The sequence below is a fragment of the Helicobacter sp. MIT 11-5569 genome, from assembly GCF_000765695.2.
Taxonomy (GTDB): domain Bacteria; phylum Campylobacterota; class Campylobacteria; order Campylobacterales; family Helicobacteraceae; genus Helicobacter_D.
The window spans coordinates 103,309-120,556 of sequence record NZ_JRPB02000003.1 but is presented as its reverse complement, the minus strand read 5'-3'; the positions used below and the strand labels follow the sequence as shown (position 1 = coordinate 120,556).

The following is a 17,248-nucleotide window of genomic DNA, read 5'->3' as shown; positions in this document are numbered from 1 at the left end:
TTACTCCCACCAGATGAGATTTTTAAGTTTGGGGTATTTGGCTAAGTCTAGGCAGTCTTTGGCAATGATTTCGCCATTGTCAAATTCACAAGATTCTATATCTTTAGAATCTACAAATAATCGCTTGATTTTCCAACCCATAAGGTTAGCTAATGTGTGAAAAATATCAAAATCTTTGCGAGATTCTGCAGTCATATCAAGACAAATTGTTTCACCTTTATTTAGCTTATCAATAAGTTTGCGGGATTTGTTGTAATCTATAATTTTTCCTGCTTTGGCATAATCTTTGCCTTTGTAATTGCTTTTATTTTCTTGTGTATTAAAAATTAAAGGTTGTAGCACATACTCGCAATTTGTCAAAGCTTCTTCATAGGATTCTAGCTCATAATATCTAAAAGCTCCTCCACCTTTATAATCACATTCTTTAAAGATTCCACTTACAAATCCTGCAATGACTTTTTTAAGGCGTGGGATTATCACATTATAAAAATGCTCTCCCATTTCTACGCCCAGCCATTTACGCCCTAATTTTTGTGCAACTGCACAAGTTGTGCCACTACCTGCAAAAAAGTCTAAGATTATAGAATCCTGCTTATTGCTTGCAATTTCTAAGATTCTTTGCAAAAGTTTTTCGGGCTTTGGAGTGTCAAAACTTATATTTTCAAAATTATCTTTAATATCTTGTTTGCCTTGTTGTGTATTCCCTACTTCCTGTTGTGTTAATAAAGTATTATGAACAACACCTTCTTTAACTTCCAATAAAAACTTTTTTAATCTTGGAGTATTTTTTTTGTTCTCTCCAAACCAAATTCTATTATCTTCATAAAGCTCTAACATTTTATCTTTTGAAAATCTTGGATACGAGCCCATTGGTGCTTCCCATTCAATTCCATTTGGGAAAACAATTTTATAACGCATACTCTCATTACCACTTTTTGCCTGTAAAGTTATTGAAGTCCAAACACCGCGAGGGTCATTATCTGGGTTTTTATAAGACTCTAACATATCTTCTGTGCGTTGTAATAAATTTGGCTTAAAGCTCTCTTTTATTTTTGCATAATTTACAACATATTCATGATTAACACTATACCATTGGGCATCATTTTGTCTTCCTCCTTTCTTTTCCCACACAAAATTTGCTACAAAATTCTCCTCCCCAAACATCTCATCACAAAGCAATTTAAGTCTTGCTTGTTCTTTATCATCAATGCTTATAAAAATACTTCCTTTTTGATTTAGTAACTCCTTTGCACATTCAAGGCGATTGTTTATCATACTTAGCCACGAGGCGTGATTAAAAGTATCCGCATAAATAAAGCCATCATTGCCTGTGTTATAAGGCGGGTCAATATAGATTAAATCCACCTTACCGCTATATTTTGGCATTAGGGTATTGAGGGCTTGAAAGTTATCTGCTTTGATTAGCTCACCATTAAGGATAGATTCTAAATTGTCAAAACTATTTAGAATCTTATATTTGGTTGTTTGGCTAAAATGCTTTGTATCAATAGGCAAAAAGTAATATTTGTTGTTTTTAGATTCTCCAGCTAAAGATTTAGAACAACAAAAATCTAAGAAATCTTGCTTATCAAAATTTTCATCAATCAAATTTAGCTCACGCCATTCTTTGACTTGGGATTCAAAACCTTTATCGTTTAAAATTAATTCCAAAAATTCTTTTATGAGAGAGGAGAGGGGCTTGAATTGCGAAGTCGCTCCCTCCCCCCTCTCAAACTCTCCCCCCACCCCGACAACGCCTTTAAGGTTTGCGCTACGCGCAATTTGATTTAAAATCATATCGACGCTAAAAACATATTCTACTTTTTTAGCAAACTTAGGCTTCAGCCATATTGCTTTTAACTCATTTTCAAAATCTGCAATGAGCTTGATAATCTCATAGGCGATATTTTTAATCTTTTGCAAATGGGCAATGATATGCGGATTCCATTCTTGAATCTCGCTATCCTTGTAGAGATAGCCAAACATCCATAAATCAAATTGCTCTTGCAAAAAAGCTTTGGCATTTTTGTGGATAAAAAAGTCAATTTCACTTTGTTTTTTGTAGCTTTTAAAGATTTTTTTCAATTCCTCTTCATTGATTTTAATTTTAAAATCTTTAAGGATTGCATTTTGTCTTAAATCTTTTAAAAATTCCTCGCTAAATTCATTTGAATTTTGCTTAAAAACATTATTAAGCTCTGGGAATAAATCCTTTTGGCTTAGCACTTTAATGATGATTCTAGGGGTTTGGTCTTCTTGGCTGATAGATTGGAATTTAAATAACACTTTATTTTTATTGTTATCAGCATTTTGGCGGTATTCACTTGCGTCAAAATAGACTTCATAGTTTTGCTTTTCATCACTTAAAAGTAGGCTTTGGTAAAGCGTATCGGATTTGACATAATAAAGATTTTGGGTTTTATAAAAAAGACTTGTATCTTTGGAATTACTATAAACTTTGGCATAGATATTTTTATAAATGGGTGTATCGCTAAAAAATGGCGTGCCACTTTCATTGAGATAGCTATCAAAGAAAGTGTAGAGTTTATTATAAATATCATGCGAAAGTGGTTCTTTTTCTACTTGCGAATCTAAATAAGCCTTGATATGTTGAAAATACTTTTCTTTAATATGAAGTAGATTACTAAAGCCACTTTTGGCGATATTATTTTTGTGAAAATCCTTGATTTTCACACCCATATAGCAATCTTCTAGCTTTGAATAAAATGCTTGTTTGTAGTTCATATCTAGCCTTTGTATAATTATTGTCATTATATTGTTTGTTTAATGCTTAATAATCTTGTTTTTCAAAAATCACTTTTTCTTTCCTAAATCACTTAAAATAAGGGTAAATTATAACAAAAGAGAACTTATATATTTTATACCTAAATTTTCGTCTCAACTCATAGTCAAACACACTCAATAACTTTACAACAGAACCATAAAAGATAAACTCAAAAAGAGATTCTACATTTTTCCACAATCTTTAGGCATTAAATGCTTTTAATTAATGCTTTTGATTTTATCTTGATATTTCAAGCGGTGTTTTTTGATATTTTCTTTTGCGACTTTTTGCATATCTGCCGCCTCGTCAAACTCATCAACAATCTCTTTGCCAAGCAAAGTTTCAATCGCATCTTCGCGCGTTACTACTCCATAAAATTGTCCATATCTATCTTGCACGACAAATAATTGCTCTTTTTGCGCAATAAAAAGATTCAACAAATTCAGCACAGAAAGATTAAAAGACACGACATAAACCGGTCGCATTAAATCCCCAATGGTTTGCTTGTCCGCATTTTCTTTTAACCCAGCTTCTAAAATATCTTGTGTATGCACGATTCCAATCACAAAATCTTCATTTTCGCCATAAACAGGAATCCGAGAATATTTATGCACTCCTTTAACACTTAGGGCTTTTTGTATCGTATCACTATAACACAACGACACAACCACGCTACGCGGCGTAAGAATATCAATAGCTTGGTAGTTTTTCAGTTTCAGTAGATTCTCAATAATGTATTCCTCACGCATAGAAATAGAACCACTTTGATGCCCGATTTGGCTTGCAGCAAGAATCTCATCACGCCCAATAAATAGACTAGAGCTTGTCTTGACAAAACGCGTAATGAGTTTGGCAATCAAAACAAATGGGAAGACGATTTTTAAAAGATAATGGATACTTTGCGTTACATAAGGAGCTAAGTTTTTCCAATAAGTCGCGCCGATAGTTTTAGGCAGAATCTCCGAAAAATAAATCAATACAATTGTAAGAATTGTCGCACCTAATGCTTGATAGGAAATCCCATAAATGCTTGCAACTTGGATTCCAACTCCTGTGGCTGCCGCAGTGGTTGCAAAAGTGTTTAAAACCAAAATTGCGCCCTCTGCGTCATCAACATGATCTTTAAGGTATTTCAAACGACCGCCAACTTTAGGATTCTGCTTCTCAAAACTTGCGACAAAAGAAGGAGTGATAGACAAAAATACGGATTCCATAATAGAACACAAAAAAGTAAAAACAATCGCAATCAAACAATAAATAACTAAAAGAATCATATTCTCTCCTAACGTTGCAAATTGCCCACACCAAGAGCGGCATTAATTGCATCTTCTAACGCCACAATACCTACGACATTTTGTCCCTCATCGACAACCAAAAACAAATGCTCTTTGTGTGAAATAAATTTCTCTAATAAGTCTAACACACCCATTTGGGATTCCACTTTTATAATGTTTTTTGCGATACTTTTTAAGCTCTCTGTGTTTCTTTTTTCAAGGCTAGTGCGTAAAATCTTCTTTTTAAACACAACCGCATTAATATTATCTATACTTCCTGCAAACAAAGGAATCCGAGAATATTTATGCATATTAGAAATTCCTAAAGATTCTTCAATGCTTGTATTCTCATCAAGCGCAAAAATCTTATCCTTTGGTGTCATAATATCTCTAGTTTTAAGCATTTTTTGCAAAATCAAATGTTCTAAAATATCACCCTCTAGCTCATTAATAGAACCGCTCTTCTCCCCAAGGTCCATAATCGCTAAAACCTCATCTCGGCTCATTTGGTTAGTGTCTTTTTTCTTAAACAAATGCGTAATAATGCGTGAGATATAAACAAAAGGGAAAGTAAAACAATAAAGCACAAAAACGCCATAAGACATAGGCAATACGATTTTTTTCCAATAAGTCGCGCCGATAGTTTTAGGCAGAATCTCGGAGATATACAAAATGCACAAAGTCATAAACAAGGCAACAAAACCCTGCCACTTCTGCCCAAAAATCTCTACTGCTTGCGCACCCACACCCGCTGCACCCACCGTGTTTGCAAAGGTATTAACAACCAAAATCGCACCCACTGCGTTATCAATATTGCCCTTAAGATATTTTAAAATCTTGCCACTTTTAGGGTGAGATTTCGCATAACTCTCCATAAATGAAGGCGTAACAGAAAGTAACGCCGCTTCTAATACTGAACAAACAAAAGAAATAACAATTGCTAATAAAAAATAACCAACTAGAGAAAACATCGCATCTCCATAAATCCCCAAACCTCATTCTAAGATGATTTTATTTTTAAATATTACCAAAAAGCAGGACAAATTATCAAGTTATCGTGATTCTTAATTACTCTTAGACTTGCAAACAGAAAGCTTAAATGCACACAAATAATCTTCCGCTTATAAAATCAAGATTCCAATTTGTTATTGCAATTTGGAATCTGTTATTTTAGGACTTACTAAAGAATCACTAATAGGAGCTGGAGCATAATATGCCGCATAGAGATGTTGCGTCATTGAAAGCAAGTCTTTGCTGACTTTATTAGCGGTGTCAATATCATTAAGAATCGTTGAAACATTTGTCGCTGTAATTTTATTATCCAAAATCAATTTTTCTATTTTGTTAATAGCATTATCATCAATTTGGTCTAGGAGTATAGAGCCTTTGCGAATGCTAGATAAAATGATTTGAATATTCTCATCAGAGCTTTTTTCGAGATTCTCAATACTGCGCAAAAGTTCAGCCAAATCAATCCGCATTTCATTATAAAGGTCTCTTAGAGCTTCATTTTGAGTTTGTGCTGCTTCTTTGAAATTGTGATAAAGCATTTTGAGTTGGTGGATAGATTCTACTGCTTTACGTGCTGCATTTTTGATATGCGCAATCTCATTTACTTGCTCCTTGTCATTCGTGTGTGTTTGCGCAATGGTAGCAAAGTCAAAAATTTTATCAAACAAATATTTGATATTTTTCTTATAAAAATTATCAAAATCTACATCTCTTCTATATAGTTTTTTGCGTGCAATAATTTCCCTAAAAGGCGTGTCAGAATGAATCTCTTTGCGCGTAAAGCCAATTGCATAGGTAAGAACCATAAAGCAGTTATCATATAAATGCTCCATTTCATTTTTCAAAGCTTCAATTGCAGTATCAGGATACCCTACAATAGCGTGATTAAGATAGATTGGTTCGTATTCTTTAGCCTTTTTATCCACAATGACTTTTTCAAGAAACCAAACCATTTTTTCTATAAAGGGCATCATAAGTGTAATGCCGACAAGATTAAAAAGCGTGTGGAATGCAGTAAGCTGCAAGATATAATCATCACTTGCGATTCCAACAGCTTCACAAAAAAGTCGCACAACATAAATCATTTGATGCAAGAAAATAACCGCAATAAGTGCCGTTACACTATTAAAAAGCAAATGCGCTGCGGCAAGCCGCTTGCCTGCAATGCTTGTCCCAATAGAACCAATGATTGCCATAACCGTGCTACCTATATTTGAACCAATTGCAAAGCCAAGCGCGTTTTCATAGCTCATTTGTCCAGCAGCCAAAATTGTAATTGCAACAAGCAAGCTTGCATTAGAGCTTTGCATAATCACGGTAAGCAAGATTCCAACAAGCACAAATGTAGAAACACCTAAGATTCCGCTCATTTGTCCGTATTGTGCAATATCTACAATATCTTTTAGTTCATTAAATCCACTTTTTACAAAAGAAATCCCTAAAAAGAAGAATCCGATTCCACAAAGAATTGACCCAAAAGCTTTTGTGGTTTTGGAGCTTTGAAAATTCAAAATCACACCAAAGATAAGCAAAGGCATTGTGATAGAAGAAATATCAAATTTCACTCCAGCAATTGCAATAACCCACGCAACAATGGTAGTGCCAACATTTGCTCCAAAGATAATACCAATCCCTTGTCCTAAAGTGATAAATCCTGCAGATAGAAATGAGATTGCAAGCACAGAAACAAGCCCGCTGCTTTGCATAATCATTGTAGAAATTGCACCAAAAACTAAACTTTTTGTCGCGGTGTTTGCCCACTTCTTCAGCACACGCTCAATAAAAGTGCTAAAGTTGCTAAAGCCATTTTTTAGACACATTACACCAAAAAGAAAAATGGCGATTCCAGAGCAAGCTCCCAAAAAAGAGCTTGATTCATAAAACAAAAACCCTAAAACACCAAAAACAAGAAATAATATGATGTTGCGCATTCTTTTCCTTGTTAAATTTTTTTAGAAAAATAAAAAATCATTTTACGACAATTATTATTAAATGAATATAAGCTTAAATTAAAAGAATGGGAAATAAAGCTCTATTGTTGCAAAAAATAAAAGAGAGTTACACTTATTAAAATATACAAAATTAAAATCGCATAAAGAATCAAAAATAGTTTTTAACATCTGGCAGAGAGGAAGGGATTCGAACCCTCGAAGGCTTGCACCTTACACGCGTTCCAGGCGTGCTCCTTCAACCACTCGGACACCTCTCTAAAAAAGCGATTTATATTTTAAAGATTTCAAATTTCATTCTGAATCCCAAAAATGGGATTCTAAGAATGTTATTTTACTGTTGCCATTTTGCGGCGTAAATATGCGATTTTGCTTTGTAATGGTAGATTTTTTGGACATACATCATGGCATGCTAGCAAACTCATACAACCAAACACGCCATTATCATCGCCTACTAACTCATAATAATCTGCATCGCTTCTTTCATCATGTGGATCGAGCATAAATCGCATTACGCGGTTAAGTCCTGCTGCACCCACAAAATCTTCACGCATAAGCTTTGTTCCACAAGAAGCGATACAACATCCACACTCAATACAACGATCAAGCTCAAAAACTTCTGCTGCCACTTCAGGTTCTACGCGCTCTTCAATCTGGCACATATGTTCTTCGCTCTTCTCTTGTGCATGAATCCAACTCTCCACACGCTTACTCATTCCATTAAACCAATTTCCAGTATCTACAGATAAGTCTTTAATAAGCTTAAATGCAGGCAATGGCATTAATGTAATTACACCATCTGGAAAATCTTTTGTTAATGTCCTACAAGCAAGTCTTGGACGCCCATTAATCATCATTCCACAACTTCCACAAATCCCTGCACGACATACAAAGTCAAAACTCAAATCTGGGTCATATTGCTCTTTAATCATATTTAGCACAATGAAAATTGTCATAGAATGTGCTTCTTTGAGTTTATATTCTACAAAATGTGGTTTTGAAACCGCACTATTTGGATCAAACTTCAAAACTCTAATTGTTAGCTCTCTGTTGCTACTTTGCACTGCTCCACTCATTGTTTATCTCCTATTCTTTCATTGCGTGCTTTATAATATGATTGCAATTCAAATGGCATTAATGCTTCTTGAATCGCATAACGATCTTTACCTTGTGCTTCCATATCTGCACGGATTTTATCAATTTGCTCTTGACGCTTTAAGCTCTCTGGATTTTCAATAATCATTCCTTTAGCTCCATATCCACGGAATCCCGGAGCAATTTCCATTGTAGAAATATCAATTGGCTCATAAGTAATAGTTGGCATTGTTTGATTTGGATCTTCCCAACTTGCTAATGTTCGTTTTAGCCAATTAACATCATCACGTTTTGGATAATCTTCCCTACTATGCGCCCCTCGAGATTCTGTTCTATCTAGCGCACCTTTTGCAACACAAAGAGCAATTTTTAACATTTTTGGCACACGATAAGCTTCTTCTAATTCTGGATTTGCTGAAAGACGTTTTGTTTTGATGCCAATATTCTTACTGCGAATATAAAGTTGCTCTAGCTCATTTACAGCAGCAGTTAAATGCTCGCCATCTCTAAAGATTCCTACTTTATCACCCATAATTTGCTTCATGCTATCTTTGATTTCAAATACATTTTCTGTGCCTGTATTCTCAATAATACTTTCAAGATATTTTTGCTCTCTATTGATGAAATCTTCTACAAGTTTTGTTTCAATATCTGCATAGGTTCCCATACAATTTTGTGCAAAATAATCTCCAATAATCATACCGCTAACCACTGCTTCACTTACAGAGTTTCCACCTAAGCGGTTAAAACCATGTAAATCCCAACATGCTGCTTCACCTGCAGAAAACAATCCTTTTAGTGCTGTTTCTCCTTTTGCATTTGTGCGAATCCCACCCATACAATAGTGTTGCATTGGCTTAACAGGTGCCCATTTTTCAGCTGGGTCAATTCCCGCAAAACACTCGCAAATCTCTTGCACATCTCTTAAGTTTGTTTCAATATGTTTGCGCCCTAAGATTGAAATATCAAGCCATAAATGCTCACCATAAGGAGAGCTTACACCTTTGCCTTCGCGGATTCTTTGAAGCATTCTACGCGCAACAACATCACGACTTGCAAGCTCTTTTTTCTCTGGCTCATAATCTGGCATAAAGCGATAACCATCAACATCACGCAATACACCGCCATCACCACGACAACCTTCAGTTAATAGGATTCCACTTGGAAAAAGTCCTGTTGGGTGGAATTGCACTGCTTCCATATTGCCTAGCTTTGCAATTCCTGTTTCAAGTGCCAATGCCGTTCCTGTTCCTTCACAAATTACAGCATTTGTTGTATCTTTATAGATTCTACCATAACCACCTGTTGCAATCAAAGTTCCTTTTGCAACATAACCGATTAACTCGCCTGTAATTAAATCACGCACAACCGCACCATAGCATCTACTATCTTTATGGATTAGTGCAACAGCTTCTTTTCTATCATGAATATCTACTCCATGCTTTAATGCTTCATTTGCTACTGCAAAAAGCATAGAATGTCCTGTCGCATCAGCTGTATAACAAGTTCTCCATTTTTTTGTCCCACCAAAATCACGAGAATGGATTAATCCATGTCTAAACTCTTCTTCAGTGATTGTTGTTTTTTGTGCATTAATAACTGCTGTTCTATCACCTTTTTTAATCCTTGTCCAAGGCACCCCCCAAGCGGCAAGCTGTCTAATTGCCTTTGGAGCTGTTGTTACAAACATTCTTGCAACCTTTTGATCACATCCCCAGTCGCTTCCTTTAACAGTATCCATAAAATGCAAATCTTCATTATCTCCATCACTCATTTTTGAGTTACCAAGACTTGCTTGCATTCCACCTTGAGCTGCAGCAGAGTGGCTACGCTTTACAGGAATCAAACTTAAAACAATCGTATTTAATCCCTTCTCTTTACAGGCTACTGCTGAACGCAATCCTGCTAAACCTCCACCGATTACCAACGCATCGCAATATACTATTTTCATCTAAAACTCTCCTTTTATAGACTTTTGCCCAAAGCAATCCAAGTAAAGTCTGCAATAAACGCAATTACGCCTAAAACAATAAAAACTGTAAATACAGCGATTTTTACATTTCTGCGCTTAACATTGCTCTCTGCAGTTGTCGGAGCCTCTAATGGAATCCATTTAATAATTACACGATACAAACCAATGCTAGCATGCAATACCATTACAACCAATAAGATTAAATAAAACTCTGCTAAATTACCATCTACAAAGCGAGCAGCAGAAGTTAGAGCATTAATCTGTGTTGAATTTACCAAAATCGTAACAAGGTGTGCTCCGCCTAAGAAAAACAATGCAAAACCTGTTAAAAATTGTAGCCACCAAAGCGTTGTATCGCAATGCTTCATTAACGACTTATGTGTTTTAAACAACATTAATTGTTGGAAATTTGCAGGAAATTTGCGCATTGCTAAAAATGCGTGCGTAACAAAAAACACACTAATAATAACAACAACTAATGTTGTTAGTAATGGAATCCCGTGTCCCCCAAAAATAAATGAGCCTTCGCTAAATCCAACCACTGCATCAAACGCATCTGTCCCAAGTAAAATAGAAGATGTAAAACACATATGGAATATAATAAATATCGCCAAAACAACACCGGTAATACTTTGCCACAAATCCCAACGCGCAGGATTTCTTCTCTTTTTGCGTTCTGAAGTTACTTTTAAATAACTCTCAATTACTACTTCATCATTTTGCATAAATTCCTCCTAAAGCAGATAATCAGTGCTTCCGCACGCCACGTAAAACCTAAAAACTCGCAATTATAAACAATTTTAGATAAAATTATATTAAAGTTTTTTAGGTTACTTTTTATATCAACTTAAGCAAAGATTAGTAATATCTCACTAAAATTAAACAATTAAATCCAAAAAATTCAAGGAAATATTATGTTCCCATTTAGCGATACAGAATTATTAAAACCCGTAGAAGCAAGCATAGACAAAGTCCGACCAATGCTCATTAAAGATGGAGGAAATGTTACGCTCATCAAAATTGAAAACGGTAAAGTCTATGTGCGTTTAGAAGGAGCCTGTAAAGGTTGCCCAAGTAGCACACAAACACTAAAATTTGGGATTGAGCGCACATTAAAAGATGATATTCATCCAGATATTGAATTAATTAACGTATCTTAATACTTTTAAGGAAAAATTTGCACACACACTATTCAAAGATTTTAACCAAAGCAAAGCAAGCCTTTATAAAACGAGAATACGCACAATCTCTAAAACTTTTATCTTATGCGCATGTGCTAAGCGAAGAGCATTCTAATGCTTCTAAAGATTCTCAAAATTCTGAAGACTCTAAAGAATTTTTAGAGTTAAAAACACTTTGCGCTTTAACAGATATGGCACTAGAACACGAAGAAGAAGCACGTGCTCTCTTTGAATATTATCAAGTGATTTACAAAAAAAATCAAAAAAATTCTAAAGAAAGTCCAGAAGAAATCATTTTAAGTATGATTGATAATTTTGACCAAAATATTTACGCTCTGAACCTAGCAATTGCACATTTAGAAAATATTGAGATAGATAAAAATGATGGAATCTTATACAAAGATTTTGAAATTTTAGAAAAAGAAATTGGTTTTAAAGAAGCATTTACAGATTTAATGTTTAGCACAAAAATTATTTTTACTAACAAAAACGAATTTTTATTTTTTATGCAAAATCTTGTTAAATATGGCTTTAAAGATGTTGCAATTAATTATTTTGAAAATATTGGCAATATTGTGTATTTTGATAAGGATTTTGCAAAGCTTTATCAAAAAATCTTGCAAAATTCTTAAGGAAGCGTTATGAAAATTGCTTTAGATTCCACTTCTCAAAACTCTTTTATCCATTTTATTAGCGATGACTCTAGGGAAAATCTAACTCAAGATTCCAATGCAAAAAATTGCGCCTTTTTAATCACAAAAAGTAATGAACACTATGTGGAATCCGCAAAAGAAAATGGCTTTACACAATTTATCAAACCCCAAAACTTAAAGGAATTACTAGATTTAAATCTGAAAATTGTTGGGATAACAGGCACAAATGGAAAAACAACAACTGCGGCAATGCTCTATTCTATTTTATTAGACTTAGGGCATAAAGTCGCACTTTTAGGCACAAGAGGATTTTTTATCAATGGAATCCAAAAGCGACCTAAAGGGCTTACAACGCCTAGTTTATTAGAAATTTATAGCGCAATTTCTGAAGCAAGAAAAGAAAATTGCGATTATTTTGTTATGGAAGTTAGCTCCCATGCGATTGTGCAGGAACGTATTGAAGGATTAGATTTTGCACTTAGGATTCTAACAAATATTACAAGTGATCATTTAGATTATCACAAAACCCTAGAAAATTATATTGCAACAAAAAATTCCTTTTTTGCTAATCCATTAGATTTAAAGCTTATTAATAAAGATGAGCCAAATGCAAGCTACGCGCTACAAAAAACTATTACATATGGGATAGAATCGCCATCAACTTTACAAGTTAAAGCTTATAGCTTACGCGATGGAATCACTGCACAAATTGCCTATGGTCAAGAAATAGCAAATTTAGAATGCACACTTTTTGGCAAACATAATCTTTATAATGCCTTAGCAGCAATTGGGGCAGCCAAACTCTTAGAAAATGTATCCTTGCAAAAGATTTGTGAAAAATTAGAAAATTTTGGGGGAGTTTTAGGGAGAATGCAAATCATTTCACAAAAGCCCTTAATCATCGTAGATTTTGCACACACTGAAGATGGTATGGAGAAAATTTTTCAATCTTTTCCCCATAGAGAAATTGCTGTTGTTTTTGGAGCTGGTGGAGATAGAGACAAAACAAAACGTCCAAAAATGGGGCTATGCGCTGCAAAATATGCACAAAAACTTTATATCACAAGTGATAATCCACGCAGCGAGATTCCAAATACAATTTTACAAGAAATTTTAGCTGGAATCCCACAGCATTTAAGAGAAAAACGCACAATCCTTTTAGAAGAAAGCCGAGCAGAAGCCATAAAAATAGCAATCAAAAACCTAAAAGACAATGAAGTTTTGCTAATTCTAGGTAAAGGTGATGAAACATACCAAATTATCGGGGATTCCACAATACATTTTGATGATGTGGAAGAAGCACAAAAAGCACTTAAGCTAAGAATCCTTTAGCACTTGGTCTAAAAGATTTTGCGCATCTCCACCATAGGAAATTTCTTGCGCGCTAGATTGCTCATCTTTTAAAACACTAGGCACACTATCTTGCTTTTGAATATCGTTTTGTAAATCTTGTAGCTCTTTACTATGATACGCATAAATCATCTGCGCAGAAATCACTCCATCAAGGCTTTCAATTTTCTTTAAAAGTTTGATTTCTTCATCAATATTTTGCGATTCCAAAGTTACAATAATTTTGCCACTTGCATCTTGATAATGGCATTGTGCATTTTCTATCGCGTCAATCTTTTTCCAAAGATTTTCAATATTTTCAGGCGCACAAAGCACAACTAGACTAGAAACATTATAGTCTTCTTGTGTATTTTCCATTTACTTCTCCCAAATTAAAATATTTTTTCCATCTTCACTACTTATAATTTGCGTAGAATCCAAAAAAATAATATTATTCAATAAGCTTGTATGCCCTTTTAAGATTCCCAAAGAATCACGCGATTGTATATCAAAAATCCTAATATTACTTTCTTCATCTTGCATATACGCCCCAATTTTTTCATCTTCGCTCATTCCTACACTATACACCAAAAATTCTGCATTAATCGTATAAAACTCACTTTTATTACTTTTTAAATCCAGCAGATAAACCCCCACTTTTCTATCTTGCCCAGCAGTGATAAAACGCACTCTATCATCAAAATGCACCATTTTTATCTGATACACATTATCTTTATTTGCTCCTTCTAATGTCGCAATAACATTACCATTTTCAATATCCCCATAATACACGATTCCAGACTCACAAGCTAGTGCGTAACGCTTTAATTTTAAATCTAATGCAAAATCAGAAAAAGAAGCTTCTGATAATTGTTTTTTATACTCTATGGCTTCTTTTCTAAGGTCATATAAAAGAATTTCATTGCTAGCAAGCCCTAGAAAAATCCTATTTTCATCAACAAAAGCTATTTTTTTAATACCCGGAGATTCTAAAGCATCCAAAGAATCCAATTTTCCATTTTCAAAAATATATAAATCTTTCCCACCATAATCCCCTTCGCTTAAAATTAAAATTTTCTCTCCTATTACATCAAGGCTATATACTTTTGGCGCATAAGAATCTGAATAAAAACTCTTGATATTTGGCAGTTTTAAAAGATTCTTTACACCATCTTTATTAAGCTCTAAAACTTCTCCAAAATCATTTCCAATCAGCACAATATCTTTCACCTTTTGCATTGTTACAATATTAGATTCTAAAGTTATATTTTTAATCGGCGCATATTCTTTGATACCTGCAATATCTTGTGCATTTAAGACACATAGCAATGCTAAAATCAATCCCAAAATTCTCACAATTCTTTCCTTTCTTTTTCAAACAACAAAATCGCTTGCGTAGGACATTTACTTACACATTCTCCACAGCTAATACAAGATTCTTTAATCTCTGGATAAAAAAGCCTCACAAACTTAATTGCATTTTCTTTTCCCAAAACACTATAACACACATCTTTACAAGTATTACACAAAATCTTTTGGTGTGCTAAGCAAGAAGTTTCAGAAATTTTTACAGAAAAATTCCAATTAGGATTTCTCTCCTCTGCTAGATTTTTATCCAAAACATCATTAGGGCAAGATTTAGCACATTCTCCACACAACAAACACCCTTTTGTAGAAAAATCCACCACAACACAATTTTCATTAAAATACAAGATTCCACTATTCTCTTTGTTATAAACCTCATCACAGGCTAACACACAAGGTGCTTTTAAAGATTTTTCCACACATTGCACACAATTTTCATAAAAAAGAGAATAATCTTGACTATAAGGGGCTAAGGGCAAAAAGCCCTCTTTTTTCTTGCAGTTAAAAGCAGTTAAAAACTCCCTACGAAGCACTTAATTCACGCCCTCATTAACAACATCTAAGAGATTTGATTTTGCATTACCATTTTCTTTTCTGAAATCTGGAGCAAATTTATTCTCCACTAAAGGAGCAGCATTAACTTGTGTAGTATGGCAAATCACACAATTAAAGCGATTTTCGTCCATTTGCCCTTTTAAATCTTTCTTTTTACGAAAATCATAAAAATGGGATTTTGGCATTGAGATTGCACCTACTGCTTCTGCCATTTCTGGCAAATGGCAAGAAGTACAAGAATTATTTTCTTTTGTAATTGGCAACATATCCTCAACGCTATGTGAAATCATAGGAGGAGCATTTTCAAACGCCCTTTCAATCAGTTCAGATTCTCCTGCAACTTTGCCATTATAATCATACTTTGTAACTTTGACTTCCTCGCTAAACAATGTGCTTTTACGCAAACCAATTTCATTTTCACCATAACTTTGACCCGCTTTACACCCTAGAAAAATAAGCCCAGCCGTCGCTAGACTTGCTAGTGCAATCTTTTTGATATTCATTATTTCTCCTTTACAAATTCTAATAAACTAAATTGCAACGCATTATCTCCACAAACTTCAATACAACGCCCACAACGCGTGCATTCACCACTTTTTATCAAACCGCTTTCTTTGCCAATGATTCTTAAAACTTGCTTTTGGGGGCAAATCTTTTTGCACTCCATACAATGCGTGCAAGCTTCCAAATCATACTTGACCTTAAGAATTGCAAAACGACTAATGAGCGAATAAAATGCACCCAAAGGACAGATATGTCCGCAAAAGGCGTGCTTTGCTACAAACAAATCGAGCAAAAACACTCCAAAAACAGATAATAATCCAACTCCAGCACCAAAAATGATTCCACGATGCAACATAGAAATCGGGCTAATTGCCTCAAACGCTGCTATTCCAAAAACAAAAGATAGCAGCAAGCTTAAAGCTAAAATGTAATAGCGCAAAGAATTTTTAAAAGAAACTAAATTCCCAAGTGCATCTAAACCAAAAATGCGACGCAAAAATGCAGCAAAGTCTGTTACAAGATTAATCGGGCAAACAAAAGAACAATACGCTCTACCCAAAAACAAACCATAAAGCAATACAATAATCAAAGCTCCAAGCAATGCGTCTGCTATAATAATTGTCCCTGCGCAAAACAACTGCACCATTGCATAGGGGTCGCTTAGTGGAATCGCACCAAAAAGGCGCGAAGCACTAAGATTGCCCTCTAAAATCTTGAAGCCTGTATAGTTTCCTAAAACATACAAAACCAATAGCCCAATTTGCACGATTCTGCGCATAAATAAATATCGGTATTTTTTCATTACAAATCTCCGCTATTTAGATAATCTTGCACTTTGGAATTGGAATCTTTTTTAGGGATTCCGCCTTTGACTTCTTGCAATCGCTTCTCATCTTCTGCTTCCCAACCTTTGATGTAGTTTGTCCCGACCTTGCCAAGAGCAACTTCTCGTGGTAACACGATAATTGCAGCTTTTTCTGTAACGCATGCTTTTTCGCATTTGCCACAGCCAGTGCAAACTTCGCTATCAACGATTGGCAAAAGATAAGAGTGTTTGCCAGTGCGTTCATTGCGCTTTAATTCTAACTTAATCGCTTCACCCAAAAGCGGACAAGCACGATAACAAGCGTCGCATTGGATTCCCCAATAAGCCACGCAATTATCTTTATCCACAATCGCAACTCCCATTTTCGCTAGATTAATCGCAAGCCCTTTTTCATCAGCAACTAATTTAGAATCTAATGCATCTGTTGGACAAACAGGCACACAAGGAATATCCAAACACATTTCACACGGAATCTTGCGTGGCTCAAAATAAGGTGTGCCTATGGGCTTCCCACTTCCAGCATCTGCAAGTTTTAGAGTGTCAAAAGGGCAAGCTTCCACACACAAACCACATTTAATGCAAGTTTTGATGAATTCCTTTTCGCTCACAGCTCCAGGTGGTCTTAAAATTAGAGGATTTGCTTTGCTTTCTTGCAAAAACGCCCCCCAAACTAAGCCACCAACCCCTGCAAGTGCAATTGCTTGTGCGCTACTTAGTAAAAATTGACGCCGATTCGTATTTTGTTGCAT

At 34.9% G+C, this 17,248-nt stretch carries 16 protein-coding genes and 1 tRNA gene; 3 read left to right on the top strand and 14 right to left on the bottom strand.

What is annotated here, in order from left to right; all coding sequences use genetic code 11:
* From LS70_RS04110 to LS70_RS04075, 8 genes are all read right to left on the bottom strand, one after another.
* Positions 1-2,745 carry a site-specific DNA-methyltransferase gene (locus LS70_RS04110; protein ID WP_138109359.1) on the bottom strand — a complete coding sequence of 915 codons (2,745 nt, stop codon included), beginning with the start codon at positions 2,743-2,745 and terminating at the stop codon, positions 1-3.
* A 258-nt stretch (positions 2,746-3,003) separates the two neighbouring features.
* Positions 3,004-4,059, bottom strand: coding sequence for a CNNM domain-containing protein (locus LS70_RS04105; protein WP_138109345.1), 1,056 nt, complete (start codon positions 4,057-4,059; stop codon positions 3,004-3,006).
* Between the two features lie 8 nt (positions 4,060-4,067).
* Positions 4,068-5,030 (bottom strand): CNNM domain-containing protein, encoded by a 963-nt coding sequence (locus LS70_RS04100; RefSeq protein WP_052083311.1) that lies wholly within the window; start codon positions 5,028-5,030, stop codon positions 4,068-4,070.
* A 174-nt stretch (positions 5,031-5,204) separates the two neighbouring features.
* Positions 5,205-7,001 (bottom strand): Na/Pi cotransporter family protein, encoded by a 1,797-nt coding sequence (locus tag LS70_RS04095; RefSeq protein WP_138109344.1) that lies wholly within the window; start codon positions 6,999-7,001, stop codon positions 5,205-5,207.
* A 190-nt stretch (positions 7,002-7,191) separates the two neighbouring features.
* Positions 7,192-7,279, bottom strand: a tRNA-Ser gene (locus LS70_RS04090).
* Positions 7,280-7,348: 69 nt separating this feature from the next.
* Positions 7,349-8,095, bottom strand: coding sequence for a fumarate reductase iron-sulfur subunit (locus tag LS70_RS04085; protein WP_138109343.1), 747 nt, complete (start codon positions 8,093-8,095; stop codon positions 7,349-7,351).
* Complete coding sequence (locus tag LS70_RS04080; RefSeq protein WP_034287748.1) at positions 8,092-10,065, bottom strand: fumarate reductase flavoprotein subunit; 1,974 nt, start codon at positions 10,063-10,065, stop codon at positions 8,092-8,094. Before LS70_RS04080 ends, LS70_RS04085 begins: the two co-directional genes overlap by 4 nt.
* 14 nt (positions 10,066-10,079) lie before the next feature.
* Positions 10,080-10,811 (bottom strand): fumarate reductase cytochrome b subunit, encoded by a 732-nt coding sequence (locus LS70_RS04075; RefSeq protein WP_034287751.1) that lies wholly within the window; start codon positions 10,809-10,811, stop codon positions 10,080-10,082.
* A gap of 189 nt (positions 10,812-11,000) precedes the next feature.
* On the opposite strand from LS70_RS04075, the gene LS70_RS04070 reads away from it, so the two are divergent.
* The 3 genes from LS70_RS04070 to LS70_RS04060 are packed head-to-tail and all read left to right on the top strand — an operon-like array spanning position 11,001 to position 13,252.
* Positions 11,001-11,246, top strand: coding sequence for a NifU family protein (locus LS70_RS04070; RefSeq protein ID WP_034287755.1), 246 nt, complete (start codon positions 11,001-11,003; stop codon positions 11,244-11,246).
* Between the two features lie 17 nt (positions 11,247-11,263).
* A complete protein-coding gene (locus LS70_RS04065; RefSeq protein WP_034287758.1) occupies positions 11,264-11,899 on the top strand; it encodes a hypothetical protein in 636 nt (211 codons plus the stop codon).
* Positions 11,900-11,908: 9 nt separating this feature from the next.
* The gene (locus tag LS70_RS04060; RefSeq protein WP_034287761.1) at positions 11,909-13,252 is read left to right on the top strand and encodes a UDP-N-acetylmuramoyl-L-alanyl-D-glutamate--2,6-diaminopimelate ligase; all 1,344 of its coding nucleotides are present in this window, start codon (positions 11,909-11,911) and stop codon (positions 13,250-13,252) included.
* Here the strand turns inward: LS70_RS04060 and LS70_RS04055 are convergent.
* From LS70_RS04055 to napG, 6 genes are read right to left on the bottom strand one after another with little or no spacing between them, the layout of a single operon-like run.
* Entirely contained in the window at positions 13,238-13,627 is a 390-nt protein-coding gene (locus LS70_RS04055; RefSeq protein ID WP_034287764.1) for a chaperone NapD, read from the bottom strand. The genes LS70_RS04060 and LS70_RS04055 overlap by 15 nt on opposite strands.
* The gene (locus LS70_RS04050) at positions 13,628-14,605 is read right to left on the bottom strand and encodes a hypothetical protein (RefSeq protein ID WP_052083315.1); all 978 of its coding nucleotides are present in this window, start codon (positions 14,603-14,605) and stop codon (positions 13,628-13,630) included.
* On the bottom strand, positions 14,602-15,147 hold the full coding sequence (locus tag LS70_RS04045; RefSeq protein ID WP_052083316.1) for a 4Fe-4S binding protein: 546 nt from the start codon (positions 15,145-15,147) through the stop codon (positions 14,602-14,604). The genes LS70_RS04050 and LS70_RS04045 overlap by 4 nt, the downstream gene beginning before the upstream one ends.
* Positions 15,148-15,672, bottom strand: a complete 525-nt coding sequence (locus tag LS70_RS04040) for a nitrate reductase cytochrome c-type subunit (RefSeq protein WP_034287767.1) — start codon at positions 15,670-15,672, stop codon at positions 15,148-15,150. It lies immediately after the preceding gene.
* Entirely contained in the window at positions 15,672-16,475 is an 804-nt protein-coding gene (gene napH / locus LS70_RS04035) for a quinol dehydrogenase ferredoxin subunit NapH (RefSeq protein WP_034287770.1), read from the bottom strand. Before napH ends, LS70_RS04040 begins: the two co-directional genes overlap by 1 nt.
* On the bottom strand, positions 16,475-17,248 hold the full coding sequence (gene napG, locus LS70_RS04030; protein ID WP_034287773.1) for a ferredoxin-type protein NapG: 774 nt from the start codon (positions 17,246-17,248) through the stop codon (positions 16,475-16,477). The genes napH and napG overlap by 1 nt, the downstream gene beginning before the upstream one ends.

Coding starts and splice junctions, on each gene's coding strand:
- LS70_RS04040 (WP_034287767.1), bottom strand. CDS start 15,672: ATGAATATCAAAAAGATTGCACTAGCAAGTCTAGCGACGGCTGGGCTT.
- napG (WP_034287773.1), bottom strand. CDS start 17,248: ATGCAACAAAATACGAATCGGCGTCAATTTTTACTAAGTAGCGCACAA.
- LS70_RS04060 (WP_034287761.1), top strand. CDS start 11,909: ATGAAAATTGCTTTAGATTCCACTTCTCAAAACTCTTTTATCCATTTT.
- LS70_RS04085 (WP_138109343.1), bottom strand. CDS start 8,095: ATGAGTGGAGCAGTGCAAAGTAGCAACAGAGAGCTAACAATTAGAGTT.
- LS70_RS04070 (WP_034287755.1), top strand. CDS start 11,001: ATGTTCCCATTTAGCGATACAGAATTATTAAAACCCGTAGAAGCAAGC.
- LS70_RS04110 (WP_138109359.1), bottom strand. CDS start 2,745: ATGAACTACAAACAAGCATTTTATTCAAAGCTAGAAGATTGCTATATG.
- LS70_RS04100 (WP_052083311.1), bottom strand. CDS start 5,030: ATGTTTTCTCTAGTTGGTTATTTTTTATTAGCAATTGTTATTTCTTTT.
- LS70_RS04105 (WP_138109345.1), bottom strand. CDS start 4,059: ATGATTCTTTTAGTTATTTATTGTTTGATTGCGATTGTTTTTACTTTT.
- LS70_RS04080 (WP_034287748.1), bottom strand. CDS start 10,065: ATGAAAATAGTATATTGCGATGCGTTGGTAATCGGTGGAGGTTTAGCA.
- napH (WP_034287770.1), bottom strand. CDS start 16,475: ATGAAAAAATACCGATATTTATTTATGCGCAGAATCGTGCAAATTGGG.
- LS70_RS04075 (WP_034287751.1), bottom strand. CDS start 10,811: ATGCAAAATGATGAAGTAGTAATTGAGAGTTATTTAAAAGTAACTTCA.
- LS70_RS04055 (WP_034287764.1), bottom strand. CDS start 13,627: ATGGAAAATACACAAGAAGACTATAATGTTTCTAGTCTAGTTGTGCTT.
- LS70_RS04095 (WP_138109344.1), bottom strand. CDS start 7,001: ATGCGCAACATCATATTATTTCTTGTTTTTGGTGTTTTAGGGTTTTTG.